At 69.0% G+C, this 16,677-nt stretch carries 17 protein-coding genes; 5 read left to right on the forward strand and 12 right to left on the reverse strand.

What is annotated here, in order from left to right; all coding sequences use genetic code 11:
• Positions 1-993, reverse strand: a complete 993-nt coding sequence (locus ACS5NL_RS17845) for a quinone oxidoreductase family protein (RefSeq protein ID WP_439355241.1) — start codon at positions 991-993, stop codon at positions 1-3.
• Between the two features lie 119 nt (positions 994-1,112).
• Between ACS5NL_RS17845 and ACS5NL_RS17850 the strand changes: the two genes are divergently transcribed.
• On the forward strand, positions 1,113-2,048 hold the full coding sequence (locus ACS5NL_RS17850; RefSeq protein WP_439355242.1) for a DMT family transporter: 936 nt from the start codon (positions 1,113-1,115) through the stop codon (positions 2,046-2,048).
• Positions 2,049-2,051: 3 nt separating this feature from the next.
• On the opposite strand, the gene ACS5NL_RS17855 is transcribed toward ACS5NL_RS17850, so the two are convergent.
• From ACS5NL_RS17855 to ACS5NL_RS17875, 5 genes are all read right to left on the reverse strand, one after another.
• Positions 2,052-2,849 (reverse strand): SDR family oxidoreductase, encoded by a 798-nt coding sequence (locus ACS5NL_RS17855; RefSeq protein WP_439355243.1) that lies wholly within the window; start codon positions 2,847-2,849, stop codon positions 2,052-2,054.
• Between the two features lie 29 nt (positions 2,850-2,878).
• Positions 2,879-3,817, reverse strand: coding sequence for a DMT family transporter (locus ACS5NL_RS17860; RefSeq protein ID WP_439355244.1), 939 nt, complete (start codon positions 3,815-3,817; stop codon positions 2,879-2,881).
• A 64-nt stretch (positions 3,818-3,881) separates the two neighbouring features.
• Positions 3,882-4,592 (reverse strand): Crp/Fnr family transcriptional regulator, encoded by a 711-nt coding sequence (locus tag ACS5NL_RS17865; protein ID WP_439355245.1) that lies wholly within the window; start codon positions 4,590-4,592, stop codon positions 3,882-3,884.
• Positions 4,593-4,602: 10 nt separating this feature from the next.
• Positions 4,603-6,420, reverse strand: coding sequence for a type IV pilus assembly ATPase TfpB (tfpB, locus tag ACS5NL_RS17870; RefSeq protein WP_439355247.1), 1,818 nt, complete (start codon positions 6,418-6,420; stop codon positions 4,603-4,605).
• A gap of 7 nt (positions 6,421-6,427) precedes the next feature.
• Positions 6,428-7,192 (reverse strand): class I SAM-dependent methyltransferase, encoded by a 765-nt coding sequence (locus ACS5NL_RS17875; protein ID WP_439355249.1) that lies wholly within the window; start codon positions 7,190-7,192, stop codon positions 6,428-6,430.
• 146 nt (positions 7,193-7,338) lie between these two features.
• On the opposite strand from ACS5NL_RS17875, the gene ACS5NL_RS17880 reads away from it, so the two are divergent.
• Positions 7,339-8,148: a mechanosensitive ion channel family protein gene (locus tag ACS5NL_RS17880; RefSeq protein ID WP_439355250.1), complete on the forward strand. Its 810-nt coding sequence runs from the start codon at positions 7,339-7,341 to the stop codon at positions 8,146-8,148.
• 4 nt (positions 8,149-8,152) lie between these two features.
• On the opposite strand, the gene ACS5NL_RS17885 is transcribed toward ACS5NL_RS17880, so the two are convergent.
• Together ACS5NL_RS17885 and ACS5NL_RS17890 are read right to left on the reverse strand one after the other, a co-directional pair.
• Complete coding sequence (locus ACS5NL_RS17885; protein WP_439355251.1) at positions 8,153-8,650, reverse strand: DNA-deoxyinosine glycosylase; 498 nt, start codon at positions 8,648-8,650, stop codon at positions 8,153-8,155.
• A complete protein-coding gene (locus ACS5NL_RS17890) occupies positions 8,647-9,495 on the reverse strand; it encodes a TatD family hydrolase (protein WP_439355252.1) in 849 nt (282 codons plus the stop codon). The genes ACS5NL_RS17885 and ACS5NL_RS17890 overlap by 4 nt, the downstream gene beginning before the upstream one ends.
• Positions 9,496-9,563: 68 nt before the next feature.
• On the opposite strand from ACS5NL_RS17890, the gene ACS5NL_RS17895 reads away from it, so the two are divergent.
• Complete coding sequence (locus tag ACS5NL_RS17895; protein ID WP_439355253.1) at positions 9,564-10,013, forward strand: META domain-containing protein; 450 nt, start codon at positions 9,564-9,566, stop codon at positions 10,011-10,013.
• On the opposite strand, the gene lolD is transcribed toward ACS5NL_RS17895, so the two are convergent.
• Both lolD and ACS5NL_RS17905 read right to left on the reverse strand, forming a co-directional pair.
• Positions 9,991-10,665, reverse strand: a complete 675-nt coding sequence (gene lolD, locus ACS5NL_RS17900; protein WP_439355254.1) for a lipoprotein-releasing ABC transporter ATP-binding protein LolD — start codon at positions 10,663-10,665, stop codon at positions 9,991-9,993. The two genes, ACS5NL_RS17895 and lolD, sit on opposite strands and share 23 nt — an antisense overlap.
• Entirely contained in the window at positions 10,658-11,914 is a 1,257-nt protein-coding gene (locus tag ACS5NL_RS17905) for a lipoprotein-releasing ABC transporter permease subunit (RefSeq protein ID WP_439355255.1), read from the reverse strand. The genes lolD and ACS5NL_RS17905 overlap by 8 nt, the downstream gene beginning before the upstream one ends.
• A 72-nt stretch (positions 11,915-11,986) precedes the next feature.
• Between ACS5NL_RS17905 and ACS5NL_RS17910 the strand changes: the two genes are divergently transcribed.
• On the forward strand, positions 11,987-12,937 hold the full coding sequence (locus ACS5NL_RS17910; RefSeq protein ID WP_439355256.1) for a phosphoglycerate mutase: 951 nt from the start codon (positions 11,987-11,989) through the stop codon (positions 12,935-12,937).
• Positions 12,934-14,670: a single-stranded-DNA-specific exonuclease RecJ gene (recJ, locus tag ACS5NL_RS17915; protein ID WP_439355257.1), complete on the forward strand. Its 1,737-nt coding sequence runs from the start codon at positions 12,934-12,936 to the stop codon at positions 14,668-14,670. Before ACS5NL_RS17910 ends, recJ begins: the two co-directional genes overlap by 4 nt.
• 161 nt (positions 14,671-14,831) lie before the next feature.
• Here recJ and ACS5NL_RS17920 read toward each other — a convergent pair whose 3' ends face one another.
• Positions 14,832-15,572: a LytR/AlgR family response regulator transcription factor gene (locus ACS5NL_RS17920; RefSeq protein WP_439355258.1), complete on the reverse strand. Its 741-nt coding sequence runs from the start codon at positions 15,570-15,572 to the stop codon at positions 14,832-14,834.
• Positions 15,573-15,608: 36 nt separating this feature from the next.
• Positions 15,609-16,661, reverse strand: a complete 1,053-nt coding sequence (locus tag ACS5NL_RS17925) for a sensor histidine kinase (protein WP_439355259.1) — start codon at positions 16,659-16,661, stop codon at positions 15,609-15,611.
• Positions 16,662-16,677: the final 16 nt, after the last annotated feature.

Raw genomic sequence — 16,677 nt, forward strand, 5'->3', positions numbered from 1 at the left:
TCAGGGCAGCAGCACGGTGCAGCCCGTGGTGGCACGGGCTTCCAGGCTCTCGTGGGCCTGACGCACATCGGTCAGTGCAAAACGCTGGTCGATGCGGATCTTGACCGCGCCGCTGCCCACCACCGCGAACAGGTCGTCCGCCATGGCCTGCGTGCGCTCGCGGTTGCTGATGTGGGTGAACAGGGTCTGGCGCGTGACGTAGATCGATCCCTTGGGTCCGAGGATGCCGGGCGCGAACGGCGCCACCGGGCCGCTGGCGTTGCCGAAACTGACCATCAGGCCGAAGGGACGCAGGCAGTCGAGCGACTTGTCGAAGGTGTCCTTGCCGACCGAGTCGTAGACCACCTTCACGCCCTGGCCGCCGGTGATTTCCTTGATCCGCGCGGCAAAGTCTTCGGTGCGGTAGTTGATCGTGAACTCGGCGCCGTGCTCGCGCGCCAGCGCGCACTTCTCGTCGCTGCCCGCGGTGCCGATCAGGCGCAGGCCCAGCGCTTTCGCCCACTGGCAGGCGATCAGGCCCACACCGCCGGCCGCCGCGTGGAACAGCACGAAGTCGCCGGCCTCCAGTCCTTCGACCGGCTTGCAGCGCTTGAGCAGGTACTGCGCGGTCAGGCCCTTGAGCATCATGGCCGCACCGGTCTCGAACGAGATGCCGTCGGGCAGCTTGCAAACGTTCATCGCCGGCATCACCCGCACGTCGCAGTAGCTCCCGGGCTTGCCAGCCGCATAGGCCGCCCGGTCGCCGGCCTGGAGGTGGGTCACCCCCTCGCCCACCGCTTCGATCACGCCGGCGCCTTCCATGCCCAGCGCCAGCGGCATCGGGTTGGGGTACAGGCCGGTGCGCTGGTAGACGTCGATGAAGTTCAGGCCGATGGCGTGGTGGCGGATGCGGATCTCGCCCGGGCCGGGCTCGCCCACCTCCACGGTATCGACAACAAGCTGTTCGGGGCCGCCATGGGCGTGGATGCGCACGGCGCGGCTGGTCTGGGTCATGCAGGTCTCCTCAGGTTGGACTCGACGCACATGCTGCCACGATTTGGCACGCTCGCCTGCGGTGCCGGCGACAGGCCCCCCGCCAGCGCGGGGCATCACCGACTCGGTACAGTGCCGGCATGTCCGACACGACCGCCCGTCTCACACCCGCCACCGCCGCCCTGCTGCTGGTCCCACCCCTGCTGTGGGCCGGCAACGCCATCGTCGGCCGGCTGATGCAGGGCAGCATCCCGCCGGTCACCTTCAACTTCCTGCGCTGGCTGCTGGCCTTCGTCCTGCTGCTGCCGCTGGGCGCCTGGGCGATCGGACCACGCAGCCCCATCTGGGCCCACTGGCGGCGTTTTGCCCTGCTGGGCCTGCTGAGCGTGGCCCTGTACAACGCGCTGCAGTACATGGCGCTCAAGACCTCGACGCCGATCAACGTGACCCTGGTCGCTGCCAGCATGCCGGTGTGGATGCTGCTGCTGGGCCGCGTGTTCTATGGCGTGGCGGTGACGCGCCGCGCCGCGCTGGGTGCGCTGTTCTCGCTGGCCGGCGTGGTGGTCGTGCTCACCCGCGGCGACTGGCACCAGCTGCGCGCGCTCCAGCTGGTGCCCGGCGACGCGTGGATGGTGGCCGCGTCCATCACCTGGGCCGGCTACAGCTGGATGCTGGCCAGGCCCGCACCAGACAGCGAACCGGCCGAGGTGCGGCGCGACTGGGCGGCCTTCCTGCTGGCACAGGTCGCCTTCGGCCTGCTGTCGTCGAGCGTGATGACGGCCGGCGAATGGGCCCTGCTGCCAACGCTGCCCGAGGGCGGACACCACCTGCGCTGGGGCTGGCCGCTGGCGCTGGCGCTGCTCTATGTCGCCGTCGGCCCTTCACTGCTCGCCTACCGCGCCTGGGGCGCCGGCGTGGCGCGTGTCGGCCCGACCACCGCCGGCTTCTTCAGCAACCTCACGCCGCTGTTTGCCGCGCTGATGTCGGCCACCCTGCTGGGCGAGCCGCCACACCTGTACCACCTGGCCGGCTTCGTGCTGATCGTGGGAGGGATTCTGGTCAGCTCACGGCGCTGAGCGTCAGAACGTGCCCGGAAACGCCCCGCCATCGGGCAGGATGTTCTGGCCGTTGATGTATGCCGCCTGGCGGCTGCAGAGGAAGGCGCAGATCGCGCCGAACTCGTCGGGTGTGCCGAACCGCCGGGCCGGAATCTGCGCCATCTGGGCCGCACGCACCTCGTCCAGGCTTTTTCCCGATTTGTTTGCCGCGCCCGCCAGCGTGCCCTGCAGGCGGTCGGTGTCGAACTTGCCGGGCAGCAGGTTGTTGATCGTCACGCCCTGCGCCGCGAGACCGCTGCGCGCCACGCCGGCCACAAAACCCGTCAGGCCGCTGCGCGCGCCATTGGACAGGCCCAGGATGTCGATCGGCGCCTTCACCGCGCTGCTGGTGATGTTGACGATGCGGCCGAAGCCGCGCGCCGCCATGCCGTCGACCGTGGCCTTGATGAGCTCGATGGGTGTGAGCATGTTGGCATCCACGGCCTTGATCCAGGCCTCCCGGTCCCAGTGGCGGAAGTCGCCCGTCGGCGGGCCGCCCGCATTGGTGACCACGATGTCGAACGCCGTGCCCGGACCGCCCGGCGCCGAAAACGCCGCCGCACGGCCTTCGGGCGCCGTGATGTCGGCCGCCACGGCGATGACCTGCACGCCCGGGAAGGCCTCGCGCAGCCGTGCCGCAGAAGCCTGCAGCACCTCGGCACCGCGTGCCACCATGACCACGTTCACGCCTTCGGCGGCCAGCGCCTGCGCGCAACCCAGCCCGAGGCCCTTGCTCGCGCCACACACCAGCGCCCACCGGTCTGCAATGCCCAGATCCATGCTTTCTGCTCCATCCGCCTGACGGCGGTTTACGGTTTGACTTCGGCCGTCGAACGTCCGAAACGCGTGACGATGAACACACCGGACACCACCAGCACGGTGCCGGCGACGATCCAGCCGGTGAAGGGTTCGTCCAGGATCAGCACGCCCATGGCGATGGTCGACATCGGGCCGATCATGCCGGTCTGCGCCGCCAGCCCGGCGCCAATGCGCTCGATCGCCATCATCACCATGATCACCGGCGCGAAGGTGCAGGCGGTCGCGTTGAGCACCGACAGCCAGATCACCTCGGGCGCCACCTGCGCCGCGCTCATCGGCCGCAACAGCGCGAACTGCGCCAGGCACAGCAGACAGGCCACGCTGGTCGCGAGCCCCACCAGGCGCATCGAACCCAGCCGCTTGACCATCTCGCCGCTGTAGACCAGATAGATCGCGTAGCTGATCGCACTGCCGAACACCAGCACGGCGCCCAGCACCGCGCCCTGACCGGCGAAGTTGGCTTCGTGGCCGAACACCAGCAGCACGCCCGCGTAGCTCACCGCCATCGCGACCGCCTGCAGCCCGGTGATGCGCCGCCCGTAGAGCAGCCAGCCCAGCAGCAGCACCAGCGTGGGATTGAGGTACAGGATCAGCCGCTCCAGGCTGGCACTGATGTAGCTCAGGCCCCAGAAGTCGAGAAAGCTCGCGAGGTAGTAGCCCGTCACCCCCAGGCCGAGAATGCCCAGCCAGTCCTTGCGGGTCAGCGGGTGGCGGGCACCGCCGCCCTGCCGGTAGGTGGCCCACCAGGCCAGCGCCAGGAACATGGGCAGCGCAAACAGCATGCGGTACATGATCAGCGTCACCGCATCGACGCCGTGGCGGTAGGCCAGCTTGACGATGATGGCCTTGCCGCTGAAGGCGATCGAGCCGGCGCTGGCCAGGATCAGGCCGGCGGCGAGGTGCGGAGGTCGGGAAGCGGAAACCGTCATCCGGTCGATTATCGGCAGCGCCCGGCGCGCGGGCTGTCGCACTTGGCGATGGGCGCCTTCGCCGTCAGTCTTTGGGCGAGGCCAGGCGGGTCGCGTCGACGATGCGGTAGAGGCGGCCGATCCTGTCCATGGATTCGATCAGGCCTTCGCGGGCGAAGGCGTTCAGCGTGCGGCTGACGGTCTCCAGCTTGAGGTCGAGCATCGCGCCCATGTCCTCGCGCGAGAACAGGGTCGAGAGCTCGGGTTCGGTGTCAGAACGCATCTTGAGGATCAGGCCGGCCAGGCGCTGGCGTGCGTTGCCGAAGTTGAGTTCGGCCAGCCAGTCGTCCGCCTCCTTGAGACTGCGGTGCCAGCGCTCCAGCAGCCGCTGGTGCAGCCGCGGCGTCTCGCGGTTCAGGCGCTGGATCACCTGCAGCGGCAGGCGACAGACCTTGACGCTGGTCAGCGCGATCGCATCGGACTCGTACACCGGCCCCAGCAGCGCTTCGAGCCCGATCACATCGCCACTGCGCATGACGCGCACGATGCGCTGGCGGCCGTCCAGCGTGTTGCGCACCAGCTTGACCATGCCCGAGCGCACCGCGAACAGCGAGGTCGCCGTGTCGCCGGCGCGCACCAGCGGCTGCCCGGGTGCGTACTCCAGGTCGTCGATCGGCGTGTGGATCAGGTCGAAGTCTTCGTCGTGCAGGTCGGCGAACAGCATCTCCTCGCGGATGCCGCAGGCACGGCAGTCCGCCGTGCCGCGCCAGGCCGATTCGGTCTTGATGGGAATCACGCGCCAGGCCTCATCCGTTCACCGGCGGCGTGCTCGCCAGCACCTCGTCCAGTGTGGTCAGGCCTTCGGCCACCCGGGCCGCGCCGGCCAGACGCAGCGGCCGCATGCCGTCGGTCACGCCCTGGCGGCGCAGCGATTCCATCCTGGGCTCGTGGTTGACCTTGTCCTTGAAGGCTTCGCTGACCGTGAGCAGTTCGTACAGGCCGGTGCGTCCGCGGTAGCCGGTCATGCGGCACTCGACACAACCGACCGGCTGGTAGGGCCGGTAGGAGCCGCTGATCTGCCAGGGCTTGACCACGTCGGCCAGCGCAGTCAGCGAGGTGGCCGTGGTCGCATCGTCTTCGCGGATCTTGCAGGACGGGCAGAGCGTGCGCACCAGCCGCTGCGCCAGCACACCCAGCACCGTCGCGTTGATCAGGTAGGGCGGCACGCCCAGCTCCATCAGCCGCATGATCGCGCTGGGCGCGTCGTTGGTGTGCAGGGTCGAGAGCACCAGGTGGCCCGTCAGCGCGGCCTGCACCGCCATCTCGGCGGTCGGCAGGTCGCGGATTTCGCCCACCATGATGATGTCCGGGTCCTGCCGCATCAGGGCGCGCAGGCCCTGCGCGAAGTCCAGGTCGAGGTGCGTCTGCACCTGGGTCTGGTTGAAGGCTGGCTCGATCATTTCGATCGGGTCTTCGACCGTGCTGACGTTGACCTCTTCGGTCGCCAGCCGCTTGAGCGTGGCGTACAGCGTGGTGGTCTTGCCCGAGCCGGTCGGACCGGTCACCAGGATGATGCCGTGCGGCCGCTTGGTCAGCGACTCCCAGCGCGGCGCGTCGACGGACGAGAAGCCCAGCGCGGCCAGGTCCTTGACGGTCGCGTCCGGATCAAAGATCCGCATCACCAGCTTCTCGCCGAAGGCAGTCGGCAGCGTCGACAGACGCATTTCGACCTCGTCGCCCTTGCTCTGCCCGGCACCGGGGCGCAGCGTCTTGATGCGGCCGTCCTGCGGGCGCCGCCGCTCGACCACGTCCATGCGGCCCAGCAGCTTGATGCGCGCAATCATCGCGTTCATCACGGTCATCGGCATCTGGTAGACCGGATGCAGCACGCCGTCGATGCGGAAGCGGATCACACCCTGCTCGCGGCGCGGCTCCAGGTGGATGTCGCTGGCGCGCTGGTCGAAAGCGTATTGCCAGAGCCAGTCGACCACCTGCACCACGTGCTGGTCGTTGGCGTCCAGCTTGTTGGCCTTGCCGAGTTCGACCAGCTGTTCGAAGGTGCCGAAGGGGTTGGCCTGGTTCCCCATCTTGCTGGCCGCGCGCACCGATCGGGCCAGGGCGAAGAACTCGCCGGTGTAGCGGGCCACATCCTGCGGTGTCGCGACCACCACGCGCACGCTCTTGCGCGTCTGGCGTTCGACCTCTGGAATCCAGTCGCGCACGAAGGGTTCGGGCGTCGCCACCACCACCTCGGCCGGACCGACCTGCACCGGCAGCACCTTGTGGCGCTCGGCGTAGGCCGCGCTCATCACCTCTCCCACCTTGCCCACGTCGACCTTGAGCGGGTCGATGCGGAAATACTCCAGGCCACTGCGCCCGGCCAGCCACTGGGTCAGCATCTCGACGTCGAGAACCTGACCGTCGGACTGGCGCGCCATGCCCACCACCGCCAGCCGCTGCAGCGGGTGCTGCGAACTGTGCGCCGACGCACAGCGGGCCACGGTGCGCGCCGCCTCGTCGGACGAGATCACGCCGTCTTCGCGCAACCAGCTGACCAGCTTGCGCCAGTCCAGCGGACCGGACTCGTCGTGCTTGGGCGGCGCGGACTTGAGCGAGGTTTTCATGCGTGTTTCATTCCACCGGTTTGAAGATGCGCAGCCATTTGACGGCAGGCAGGTCCCAGCGCGAGCGGATCTCTTCGGCCCGCGCCAGCAGCTGCATGCGCGTGGGCCGCGAGGCCGTGCGCTGCGCCAGCACAATCGTATTGCCTTCGCGGGTCGGTTTGAAGGCCCACACCGCGTCGCGCCCGAAGGCCGCGCAGATGCTGTCCAGCGAACGCTCGTAGCTCGCGTCGCGCCCGAACAGGTTGACCGTCATGGCGCCCTCGTCGGTCAGCAGGGCGCGGCAGTCGGCATAAAAATCCGGGCTGTCGAGCACGGGTGCGGCCGCCTCGTGGTCGTACAGATCGACCTGCAGGGCGTCGACCACGCCGTGGTGCACCGCCTGGCGGATCTCGGTGCCGGCATCGGCCAGCAGCACCCGCAGACGCGGTCCGTCGGGTGGCAGCTTGAACCAGCCCCGGCAGGCGGCGACCACCTGCGGATTGATTTCCACGGCCGTCGTGTCCATGCGTAACTTTTTGTAATGGAACTTGGTCAGGGCGGCGGACCCCAGGCCCAGTTGCATCGCGCGGCGCTTGCCGACCGAATCGGGTTCGACGAACAGCAGCCAGGCCATCATGCGCTGCACATAGTCCAGCTCGATGGCGAACGGGTCGTCGATGATCATCGAGCCCTGGATCCACTCCGTGCCCAGATGCAGGAAACGCACCTCACCGTCTTCCGACAGCGTCACTTCGGGCAGCTCGGCCTTGGCCGCACGTGACGGAGTCCTCATGCGAAGCCCCCTCGCGCGCCGGAAAACCACAGGCACATCACAAAAGACACGCCGACCGCATTCGGCTGCAGCGCATGTCGCGGGGGATTCGTTGGGGCGAACAAAGATCGCATCGGGACAAGGTGTTCCAGAAGAAAGGATTCATTATGAACATGGAAGTGGTCTGGAATTTCCTCAGCACACAGGGCGCGGACTTCGGTCTGAAGATCCTGGGTGCGATCGCTGCCTGGGTCATCGGGCGCTGGCTGATCTCGCTGGCGGTGCGGCTGATCGGCTCCGGGCTGGAAAAGGGCAAGAAGATCGATGCCACCCTCACGCAATACCTCAAGTCCATCATCTCGGTGCTGCTGACGCTGGTGCTGGTGCTGGCGATCCTGGACATCTTCGGCATCAAGACCACCTCGTTCGCCGCCCTGCTGGCCGGTGCGGGCCTGGCGATCGGTGCGGCCTGGAGCGGCATGCTGGGCAACTTCGCGGCCGGCCTGTTCCTGCAGGTGCTGCGGCCCTACAAGGTCGGCGACTTCATCAACGCCGGCGGCACGCTGGGCACGGTCAAGGAACTCGGCCTGTTCGCCACCACCATCCTCACGCCCGACAACGTGATGACCGTGGTCGGCAACAACAAGGTGTTCTCGGACAACGTGCAGAACTTCAGCGCGGAGCCGTTCCGCCGCGTCGACTGCGTGGCCAAGGTCGCCAACAGCGTGGACGTGATGGACGCCATCGCCCGACTGCGCCCGGCCATCGCCGCCATCGCCAACGTGAAGGACTCGCCGGCGCCGGACATCGAGATCCTGCAGTTCACGCCCGAAGGCCCGCTGCTGTGCGTGCGCCCGTACACCCACAACGACAGCTACTGGCAGGTCTACTTCGACACCCACAAGGCCATCGTCACCACCTTCGGCGCGGCCGGCTACCCGGTGCCGGAAACCCCCGTCGTTCACCGGACGGTGTGAGCGTTCAGGCCAGCAGACCGCTGGCCGCAAACACCTCCCGCCAGGCCTGGAGCTTCCTCTCGAAGCTCCAGCTGGCGTTGGCGGGGCTGGTGGAGGGCAACCTGTGCACCGGCAGGCCGAGCGCCTGTGTGTGCTTCGCATGGCGGAAGCTCTCGCCCCCGTTGTGGGCAATCGCCTGCAACTTCGGACACTCGCGCAGGACCCATTCGAAATCGTTGAGCTCGGCGTGGCGGATCGCCGTGTCGAGGCTGCCCTCGCGCTCGCAGGCGCCGTACACGTCCCAGATGCCCAGACCGCGCGCGCGCACCGCATCCAACCGGTCTTCGTAGGCCAGACCCGCCAGATCGGCCTCCCACAGCGCCGAAAGGATTTTCCAGAACTGGTTCTGCGGATGCCCGTAATACTGCTGCGCACGCAGCGACGCCACACCCGGAAAACTGCCCAGCACCAGCAGCCGCGTGTCCGGGCCGATCACCGGCGGCAGACCCACCAGCCGCGTCATGGCACCACGGCGCGCAGTGCGGCCAGGCGCGGCAGCACGCGAAGCGCGTTGGCGGTGGTCGCCGACGCCAAGGCTTCCGGTGCCAGACCACGCAGCCCGGCGATCACCTCGCCGATGCGCGGCAGCTCGGCCGGCGTGTTCAGCCCCTGCGCCTTGCCGCCCTCGCGTTCGGCGGCGGTCGCGTAGAGCCACTGCGGCGGAATGTCCGGCGCATCGGTTTCCAGCACCAGCGCCGACAGGGGCAACTCTGCCGCCAGCGCGCGCAGGCGCTTCGCGGGTTCGAAGGTCGCCGCTCCGCCGAAACCCAGCGCAAAGCCCAGGCCGAGGAAGGCACGCGCCTGATCGGGGCTGCCGTTGAAGGCGTGCGCGATGCCGCCACCGGTCGGCAGCTCACGCAGGTGCTTGAGCAAGGCGTCGGCGCTGCGCCTCACATGCAGGATCACCGGCAGGCCGTGTTTGCGCGCCAGCCGCAGCTGCGCGCGGTAGAAAAACGCCTGCCGCTCGCGCATCGCCGGCTCGCACAGCGCCGGCACGAAGAAGTCGAGGCCGATCTCCCCCACCGCCACCAGGCGCGGATCGTCCCGGTGTGCGGTCAGCGCCGCGTCCAGCACCTCAAGGTCTTCGTCGGCCGCCCTGGGCACATACAGCGGGTGGATGCCCAGCGCGTAGGCGTCGCCCATCCGGTGGGCCAGCAGCCGCACCGTGTCGAGGTTCTGCCGCATCACCGCCGGAATCACGCACAGCCCCACGCCACGCTGGGCTGCGAGTGCGCGCGCCTGCAGGGCCAGGCCATGGTCAGGGCCGAACTCCGGGGTGTCCAGATGGCAATGGGTGTCGATCCACATCGGGGTATAACTCCACGGAAGATTGTGCCCCTGCCACCGCGGCAGGTTTTCACCACGGAGGAATGCCCATGTCACCGCGCCTGAACCGTTTCCTGTCTCTCGCCGTTCTGTCCATCACCGGCACGCTGGGTGCCTGCGCGGCCGGAGGGTCTTCCACCCCCGCCGCCGCGCCCCAGCCACTGTGGGGCAGCGAGTGGCGGCTGCAGGACATCGGCGGACAGGCGGTGCTGCCGCAACCCGCGGCCACACTGGCGTTTCCGCAGAGCGGCCAGGTAGCCGGCCACGGTTCGTGCAACCGTTTCTTCGGCCCGGTCGAGATCGAGCGCGACCGCCTGAAGTTCGGCCCGCTGGCCTCGACCAAGATGGCCTGCATGGGCGGCGCGGGCGAACAGGAATCGCGTTACCTGGGTGCGCTGCAGAAAGCCCAGCGCTACGAAGTCCAGGGCGACACGCTGCTGATCCACGCGCAGGGCATGGACCAGCCGCTGCGCTTCGTCAGGACAGCACCCCGGTCTTGAGGCGCAGCACGCGGCCGCAGCGCGCGGCCAGCGTCTCGTCGTGCGTCACGACGACAAAGGCCGTGCCCTGGTCGCGGGCCAGCTGCATCATCAGCTCGAACACGCCGTCGGCCGTGTTGCGGTCGAGGTTGCCGGTCGGTTCGTCGGCCAGCACACAGGCCGGCTTCGCCACCAGGGCGCGCGCGATGGCGACGCGCTGGCGCTCGCCGCCGGAAAGCTCGGCCGGGCGGTGCAGCAGCCGTTCCGACAAACCCACCTTTGCCAGCACCTGTGCGGCCTGCTCGCCGGCCGCGGCCCGGTCCATGCGCCGGATCCACAGCGGCATCGCCACGTTGTCGAGCGCGCTGAATTCGGGCAGCAGGTGGTGGAACTGGTAGACGAAGCCCAGGTACTGGTTGCGCAGCTCGCCCTGCTGCGCGGCGCTCAGGCCGGCCAGCGACTGCCCCATCAGCGTCACGCTGCCGGCGGTCGGTGCGTCCAGCCCGCCCAGCAGGTGCAGCAAGGTGCTCTTGCCCGAGCCCGAGGCACCGACGATGGCCACCGTCTCGCCCGCACGCACCGTGAGGTCCACGCCCTGCAGCACGGTCACGTCCAGCCTGCCTTCGGAGAAGCGTTTGGTCAGGCCGTTGGCCTGCAGAACAACGTCATTCATATCGGAGCGCTTCGGCGGGATTCACGCGGCTGGCGCGCCAGCTCGGGTAGACGGTTGCCACGAACGACAGCACCAGCGAGATCACCGCCACCGGCAGGATGTCGGCACGCTGCGGATCGCTGGGCATCTGGCTGATCAGGTAGACATCCTTGGGCAGGAAGCTGGCGCCCAGCGCGTGCTCGATCGCCGGCACGATGGTGTCGATGTTGAAGGCAACGCCCAGGCCCAGCAGCAGACCAACGCCAGTGCCGATCACACCGACCATCGCGCCCTGAACCATGAAGATGCCCATGATGCTTTTCGGGCTCGCACCCAGGGTGCGCAGGATCGCGATGTCGGCGCGCTTGTCGGTCACCGTCATCACCAGCGTGGACACGAGGTTGAAGGCCGCGACCGCGACGATCAGCGTGAGGATGATGAACATCATGCGTTTTTCCAGCTGCACCGCCGCGAACCAGGAGCGGTTCTGGCGCGTCCAGTCCTTGATCAGCAGGCCGTCGGGCAGCGTCGGCGCCAGCTCCAGCGCCACCTCGCGCGCCCGGTGCAGGTCCTGGATCTTGATGCGCACGCCCGTCGGACCTTCGACGCGGAAGATGCGCGCGGCGTCGTCCTGGTGCAGCAGGGCCAGCGCCGAGTCGTATTCGTAGTGGCCTGAGTCGAAGGTGCCGACCACCGTCATCTGGCGCACGCGCGGCACCACGCCGGCCGGCGTCACCTGGCCGCTGGGGGCGATCAGGGTCACAGTGTCGCCGGTGACCACGCCCAGGTTGCGCGCCAGCTCGCCGCCCAGGATCACGTTGAAGGCGCCCGGCACCAGCTGTGGCAGCGAGGTCTGCGCCAGCTCCTTGGCCAGATCGGTGACCTGCGGTTCCTGCGCCGGGTCGATGCCCCGCACCAGCGCACCCTTCATGTCTTCGCCGCGCGCCAGCAGCGCCTGTGCGCCCACGAAAGGCGCGACGCCGATCACTTCGGGGTGCTTGCGGACCGTCGCCATCACCGACGCGAGGTCGGGAATCGCCTCGCCGCCGGGCGCATACAGCTCGATGTGCGAAAGCACGCCGAGCATGCGGTCGCGCACCTCTTTCTGGAAACCGTTCATCACCGACAGCACCACGATCAGTGCGGCCACGCCCAGCGCGATGCCCAGCATGGACACGCCCGAGATGAAGGAGATGAAGCCGTTGCGCCGGGTGGCGCGGCCGGCGCGGGTGTAGCGCCAGCCAAGAATGAGTTCGTAAGGGGTTTGCATCGGTGAAATCCAGCGGCGATTGTGGCATCCCCGACAATCCCTGCCGTAACCCGCCGTCCCCTTCGCCCCCCCGTGCCCCACCACCTGCTCATCCCCTTTGCCGCCGCCAGCGCTCCCGAGTGCCAGGCGCTGCTGCCGTCGCTGGCGCTGCCCCATCTGAAGGCGCTGCTGCCGCTGCTGCGCGAGCAGCCGGCCGACCGTGGCGACGACCACAGCCTGAGCCCTCCGCACGAACGCGCGTTGGCGCGTGCGCTGGGATTGCCGGCGACCGACGGGCTGACGCCCTGGGCGGCGGCGCAGAGCGACACCCCCACGCAGCCCCAGGCCTGGTTCAGCCTCTGCCACTACCAGGTCGGCATGGAACAGGTCTCGCTGCTGCCGGGGGCGCAACTGGGCCTGGACGCGGCGGATTCGCGCGCCCTGTTCGACGCCTTTGCGCCGCTGTGCCTGGAGGACGGCATCACCCTCCGCTGGGACAGCCCGACCGAGTGGCACGCCAGCGGCGAACCGCTGCGCGGCATCGCCAGCGGCAGCCTGGACCGGGTGAGCGGCCGCATGGTCGACATCTGGCTGGCCGAGAGCCCCGCCAACCCGACCGGCTCGCGCCTGCTCAAGCGGCTGCAGAGCGAGGCGCAGATGCTGTTCTATACCCACCCGGTGCACGATGCGCGCACCGGGCGCGGCCTGCTGCCGGTCAACGGCTTCTGGGTGCACGGCGCGGGCGCGCTCGATCCGGTACCCGACCTCGCCGAAGCGCCGGCCATGCCAGACGCCCTGCGCCAGGCCGCGCTGCGCAACGACTGGGCCGCCTGGAAAACCGCCTGGGAGGCGCTGGATGCGGGCGAGATCGCCGCCCTGCTCGACGCCGCCCGGCGCGGCGAGCCGGTCACGCTCACGCTCTGCGGTGAACGCCATGCCCGCACTTGGACCACCGCCCCGGCCGGCGCCTTCGCGCGCCTGGGCCGCACGATCAAACACCTGTTCGGCACCGCTCCGGTCGCCGGGACCCTGAAAGACCTATGAAAATCATCACCCGCGACGTGCCGCCGCGTGCCGCCTGGGCGCTGGAGCAGGCCGGCCTGCACCCCCTGCTGGCCCGCCTGTTCGCCGCCCGCGGCATCACCGCCAAAGAGCAACTGGACGATGCGCTGGCCCTGCTGATCCCGCCGCCGCAGATGCTGAATGCGACCACCGCCGCGAAGCAACTGGCCGACGCCATGGCCGCCGGCCAGCGCCTGTGCATCGTGGCCGACTACGACTGCGACGGCGCCACCGCCTGCGCTGTCGCCGTGCGCGGGCTCAAGCTGCTGGGCGCGCCGCTGGGCTGGGACCGGGTCGAATACCTGGTGCCCGACCGCGTCACCGACGGCTACGGCCTCACCCCCTCCATCTCAAGGCGCGTCCAGCAACGCGGCGCCAACTGGCTGGTGACCGTGGACAACGGCATCGCGAGCGTGGACGGTGTGCGCGCCGCGCGCGACGCGGGCCTGCAGGTGCTGGTGACCGACCACCACCTGCCCGCCGTGATCGACGGTGTGACCACGCTGCCGCAGGACTGCACCATCGTCAACCCCAACCAGCCCGGCTGCGGCTTCGAGAGCAAGTCGATCGCGGGCGTCGGGGTGATGTTCTACGTGCTGCTGGCGCTGCGCGCGGAACTGCGCGAGCGGGGTGTGTTCGACGCGAAGACCCAACCGAAGATCGACACGCTGCTGCCCCTCGTGGCGCTCGGCACCGTGGCCGATGTGGTCAAGCTCGACGCCAACAACCGCCGCCTCGTGGCGCAAGGCCTCAAGCGCGTGCGCGCTGGCGCGATGCCGCCGGGCATGGCCGCGCTGTTCACTGTCGCGGCGCGCCAGCCGCAGAAAGCCACCGCCTTCGATTTCGGCTTTGCGCTCGGGCCGCGCCTGAACGCGGCCGGGCGCCTGTCGGACATGACGCTGGGCATCGAGTGCCTGCTGACCGACGACGCGGGCCGCGCCGACGAACTGGCGCGCACGCTCGACGGCATCAACCGCGAGCGCAAGGCGATCGAGGGCGAGATGCGCGAGCAGGCGCTGACGCTGGCCGAGGAGCTGTTCGACGACTCCGAAGAACCGCCGCCCGCGCTCACCGTGTTCGACCCCGATTTCCACGAAGGCGTGGTCGGCATCGTCGCCTCGCGCCTGAAGGACAAGCTGCACCGCCCGACCTTCGTGTTCGCGGCCAGCGGCGCCGAGGGCAAGGAGCACGAGCTCAAGGGCTCGGGCCGTTCGATCCCGGGTTTCCATCTGCGCGACGCGCTGGACCTGGTCGCCAAGCGGCACCCGGGCGTGCTGCTGCGTTTCGGCGGCCATGCGATGGCGGCCGGTTGCACCATCGAGGAGGAACACCTGGACGTGTTCGAGCAGGCGTTCGCGCAGGTGGCGCACGAGTGGCTGGACGCGGCGACGCTGCAGCGCCGGCTGGAGGCCGACGGCGCGCTGGACAAGCAGTACCGGCGCACGGACCTGGTGGACACGCTGCACGCCGAGGTCTGGGGCCAGGGTTTTGCGCCGCCGGTGTTCTGCGAGGAGGTGCAGGTGGTGAGTCAGCGGCTGGTGGGCGAGAAGCACCTGTCGGTGAAGCTCAAGCACCAGGGCGATCCGGTGGACGGGATCTGGTTCGGCCACACGGAGCCTTTGCCTTCGACCGTCAAGATCGCTTTTCGCCTGGATGCGGACGAGTGGCAGGGGCAACGCCGGGTCCGCTTTCTGATCGAGGCGGCTGAGGTCTGACTGTTTGGCGTGGCACCTCGCGTCGCTGGCGAGGGCATGGCACCCTGCGCCGCTCATGTCCCCCGACGGCCGTCTCCTCCTTTACTTCGCTCTGCAGGGTGACATGCGCGGAGCCGGCCACCCCGGTCGCCGACGACCGCAGCCCCGACAACGAACAAAAGTCAGCCCATCAACGACTCACGCACCGCCGACAGCTGCCGGCGCGACACCGCCAGACGCTCCTCGCAGCCGTCCAGCCGCACCGTCCAGCCCTCGCCCTCCACCGGATCGTGGTGCTTCTCCACCGCGCGCACACAGCGCCTCGCCACCAGCGCATTGCGGTGCACCCGCACGAACAGGTGCGCGTACTTCTGCTCCAGCTCGCTCAGCGCCCCGTCGTAGATGTGCTCCTTCTCCGCCGTGCGCACCGTGATGTACTTCAGTTCCGCCTTCAGGTAGATCACATCCGCCAGCGCCACCCGCTCGCTGCGGCCACGCTCCTGGATCAGCAGGCTCTCGGTCGCGCCCGGTTGATCGTTGAGGTCCGACGCGACCTGCAGGCGCTGCACCTTCTGCAAGGCCTGCTCCAGCCGCTCCAGCCGCACCGGCTTGGTCAGGTAGTCCACCGCGTCCAGCTCGAAGGCGCTCAGCGCGTAGTCGGCGTGCGCCGTCACGAACACCACCTTGGGCGGCGGCGCCATGCTGCGCAGGTTCGCCGCCAGCGCCATGCCATCGACACCCGGCATGTGGATGTCCAGCAGCACCAGGTCGCAGGGCGTGCGCTGAAACTGCTCCATGGCCGCCACCGCGTTCGCCGCTTCGCCCACCACCTCGGCGCGCGGGTCGGTGCAATCACCCAGCAGCGTGCGCAGCCGCGACCGCGCCAGCGCTTCGTCGTCCACGATCAGAACCTTCAGTGCCATGTCACGCTCCGTTGAGGACCCGCGTCCAACCCCGACTTATATCGGTATTTCAAGCCGCACCTGATACACCCCGTCGACCAGCGCCGACTGGAACCGGCCTTCGACGTCGTGCAGCAGCTCCAGCCGCTGGCGCACGTTGTCCAGCGCCAGCCCGTTGCCCGGCGACCCACTGCCTGCCGGCACGGTGTTGGTCACCTTGATGATCACGGTCGAGCCGCGGCGCTTGGTCGTGATGCGCACCGTGGCGCCGGTCGGGCTGGGCTCCACCCCGTGCTTGACCGCATTCTCGACCAGCGGCTGCAGGATCAGTGGCGGCAAACGGGCGGCCGAGGCCTTGTCGTCCAGATTCCACTCGACCCTCAGGCGGTCACCGAACCGGATCTGCTCGATCGCCAGGTAGTGTTCGGCCAGCTCCAGCTCCTGCCGCAGAGGCACATCTTCCTTGGTGTCGGCCAGCGCGTGGCGGAACAGCTCGCTCAGGTCTTCGAGCAGCGTCTCGGCCTTGGCCGGCTCGGCGCGCACCAGGGCGATCGCACTGTTGAGCGTGTTGAACAGGAAATGCGGCCGGATGCGGGCCTGCAGTTCGGCCAGGCGGGCCGTCGTACCGGCAGGCTCCTTGGCGCGCGAGCGCCAGACCAGGCCCGCGACCATCACCGCCGCCACCAGAGCACCGGTCGCGGCGCTGGCCACCCACGGCGCGGGCGCCACCAGATGCGTCCACGACAGCATGCCGCAACCATAGATGGCGGACACCGCGCCCAGCGCGATACCGCAGGTCCACTGGCCCGCCGCGGGCAGGCGGCCGATCACCCGCTTGAGCATGCAGGTCACCAGCAGCCAGATCAGCACCGAGGGCAAGGCGGCGGCCGTGAGGATGGCCAGCCGCTCCAGCCAGGCCACCAGCCCCTGCGCGCCATAGAGCGCCGCCACCCACATGATGGCCTGCACGAACAGCACCGCGCGCAGCACGATGCCCAGCTGGCAGGTCTCGAACAGCAGTTCGCCCGCCTGCCGGTGTTCCGGCATCTGCGACAGCGGCAACTTCGAGGCCGGGTCGTGGAAGGTCGATAAAATTCGGGAGTCCTGCATGGCTCGCACTATAGGT

This window comes from Hydrogenophaga sedimenti (genome assembly GCF_051857515.1).
Taxonomy (GTDB): domain Bacteria; phylum Pseudomonadota; class Gammaproteobacteria; order Burkholderiales; family Burkholderiaceae_C; genus Hydrogenophaga.

What these genes read in the sequence shown, in the direction of transcription:
- tfpB (WP_439355247.1), bottom strand. Translation starts at nt 6,420, where the DNA reads ATGAAAACCTCGCTCAAGTCCGCGCCGCCCAAGCACGACGAGTCCGGT.
- ACS5NL_RS17855 (WP_439355243.1), bottom strand. Translation starts at nt 2,849, where the DNA reads ATGGATCTGGGCATTGCAGACCGGTGGGCGCTGGTGTGTGGCGCGAGC.
- ACS5NL_RS17845 (WP_439355241.1), bottom strand. Translation starts at nt 993, where the DNA reads ATGACCCAGACCAGCCGCGCCGTGCGCATCCACGCCCATGGCGGCCCC.
- ACS5NL_RS17895 (WP_439355253.1), top strand. Translation starts at nt 9,564, where the DNA reads ATGTCACCGCGCCTGAACCGTTTCCTGTCTCTCGCCGTTCTGTCCATC.
- ACS5NL_RS17860 (WP_439355244.1), bottom strand. Translation starts at nt 3,817, where the DNA reads ATGACGGTTTCCGCTTCCCGACCTCCGCACCTCGCCGCCGGCCTGATC.
- recJ (WP_439355257.1), top strand. Translation starts at nt 12,934, where the DNA reads ATGAAAATCATCACCCGCGACGTGCCGCCGCGTGCCGCCTGGGCGCTG.
- ACS5NL_RS17875 (WP_439355249.1), bottom strand. Translation starts at nt 7,192, where the DNA reads ATGAGGACTCCGTCACGTGCGGCCAAGGCCGAGCTGCCCGAAGTGACG.
- ACS5NL_RS17905 (WP_439355255.1), bottom strand. Translation starts at nt 11,914, where the DNA reads ATGCAAACCCCTTACGAACTCATTCTTGGCTGGCGCTACACCCGCGCC.
- ACS5NL_RS17885 (WP_439355251.1), bottom strand. Translation starts at nt 8,650, where the DNA reads ATGACGCGGCTGGTGGGTCTGCCGCCGGTGATCGGCCCGGACACGCGG.
- ACS5NL_RS17920 (WP_439355258.1), bottom strand. Translation starts at nt 15,572, where the DNA reads ATGGCACTGAAGGTTCTGATCGTGGACGACGAAGCGCTGGCGCGGTCG.
- ACS5NL_RS17850 (WP_439355242.1), top strand. Translation starts at nt 1,113, where the DNA reads ATGTCCGACACGACCGCCCGTCTCACACCCGCCACCGCCGCCCTGCTG.
- ACS5NL_RS17880 (WP_439355250.1), top strand. Translation starts at nt 7,339, where the DNA reads ATGAACATGGAAGTGGTCTGGAATTTCCTCAGCACACAGGGCGCGGAC.
- ACS5NL_RS17925 (WP_439355259.1), bottom strand. Translation starts at nt 16,661, where the DNA reads ATGCAGGACTCCCGAATTTTATCGACCTTCCACGACCCGGCCTCGAAG.
- lolD (WP_439355254.1), bottom strand. Translation starts at nt 10,665, where the DNA reads ATGAATGACGTTGTTCTGCAGGCCAACGGCCTGACCAAACGCTTCTCC.
- ACS5NL_RS17890 (WP_439355252.1), bottom strand. Translation starts at nt 9,495, where the DNA reads ATGTGGATCGACACCCATTGCCATCTGGACACCCCGGAGTTCGGCCCT.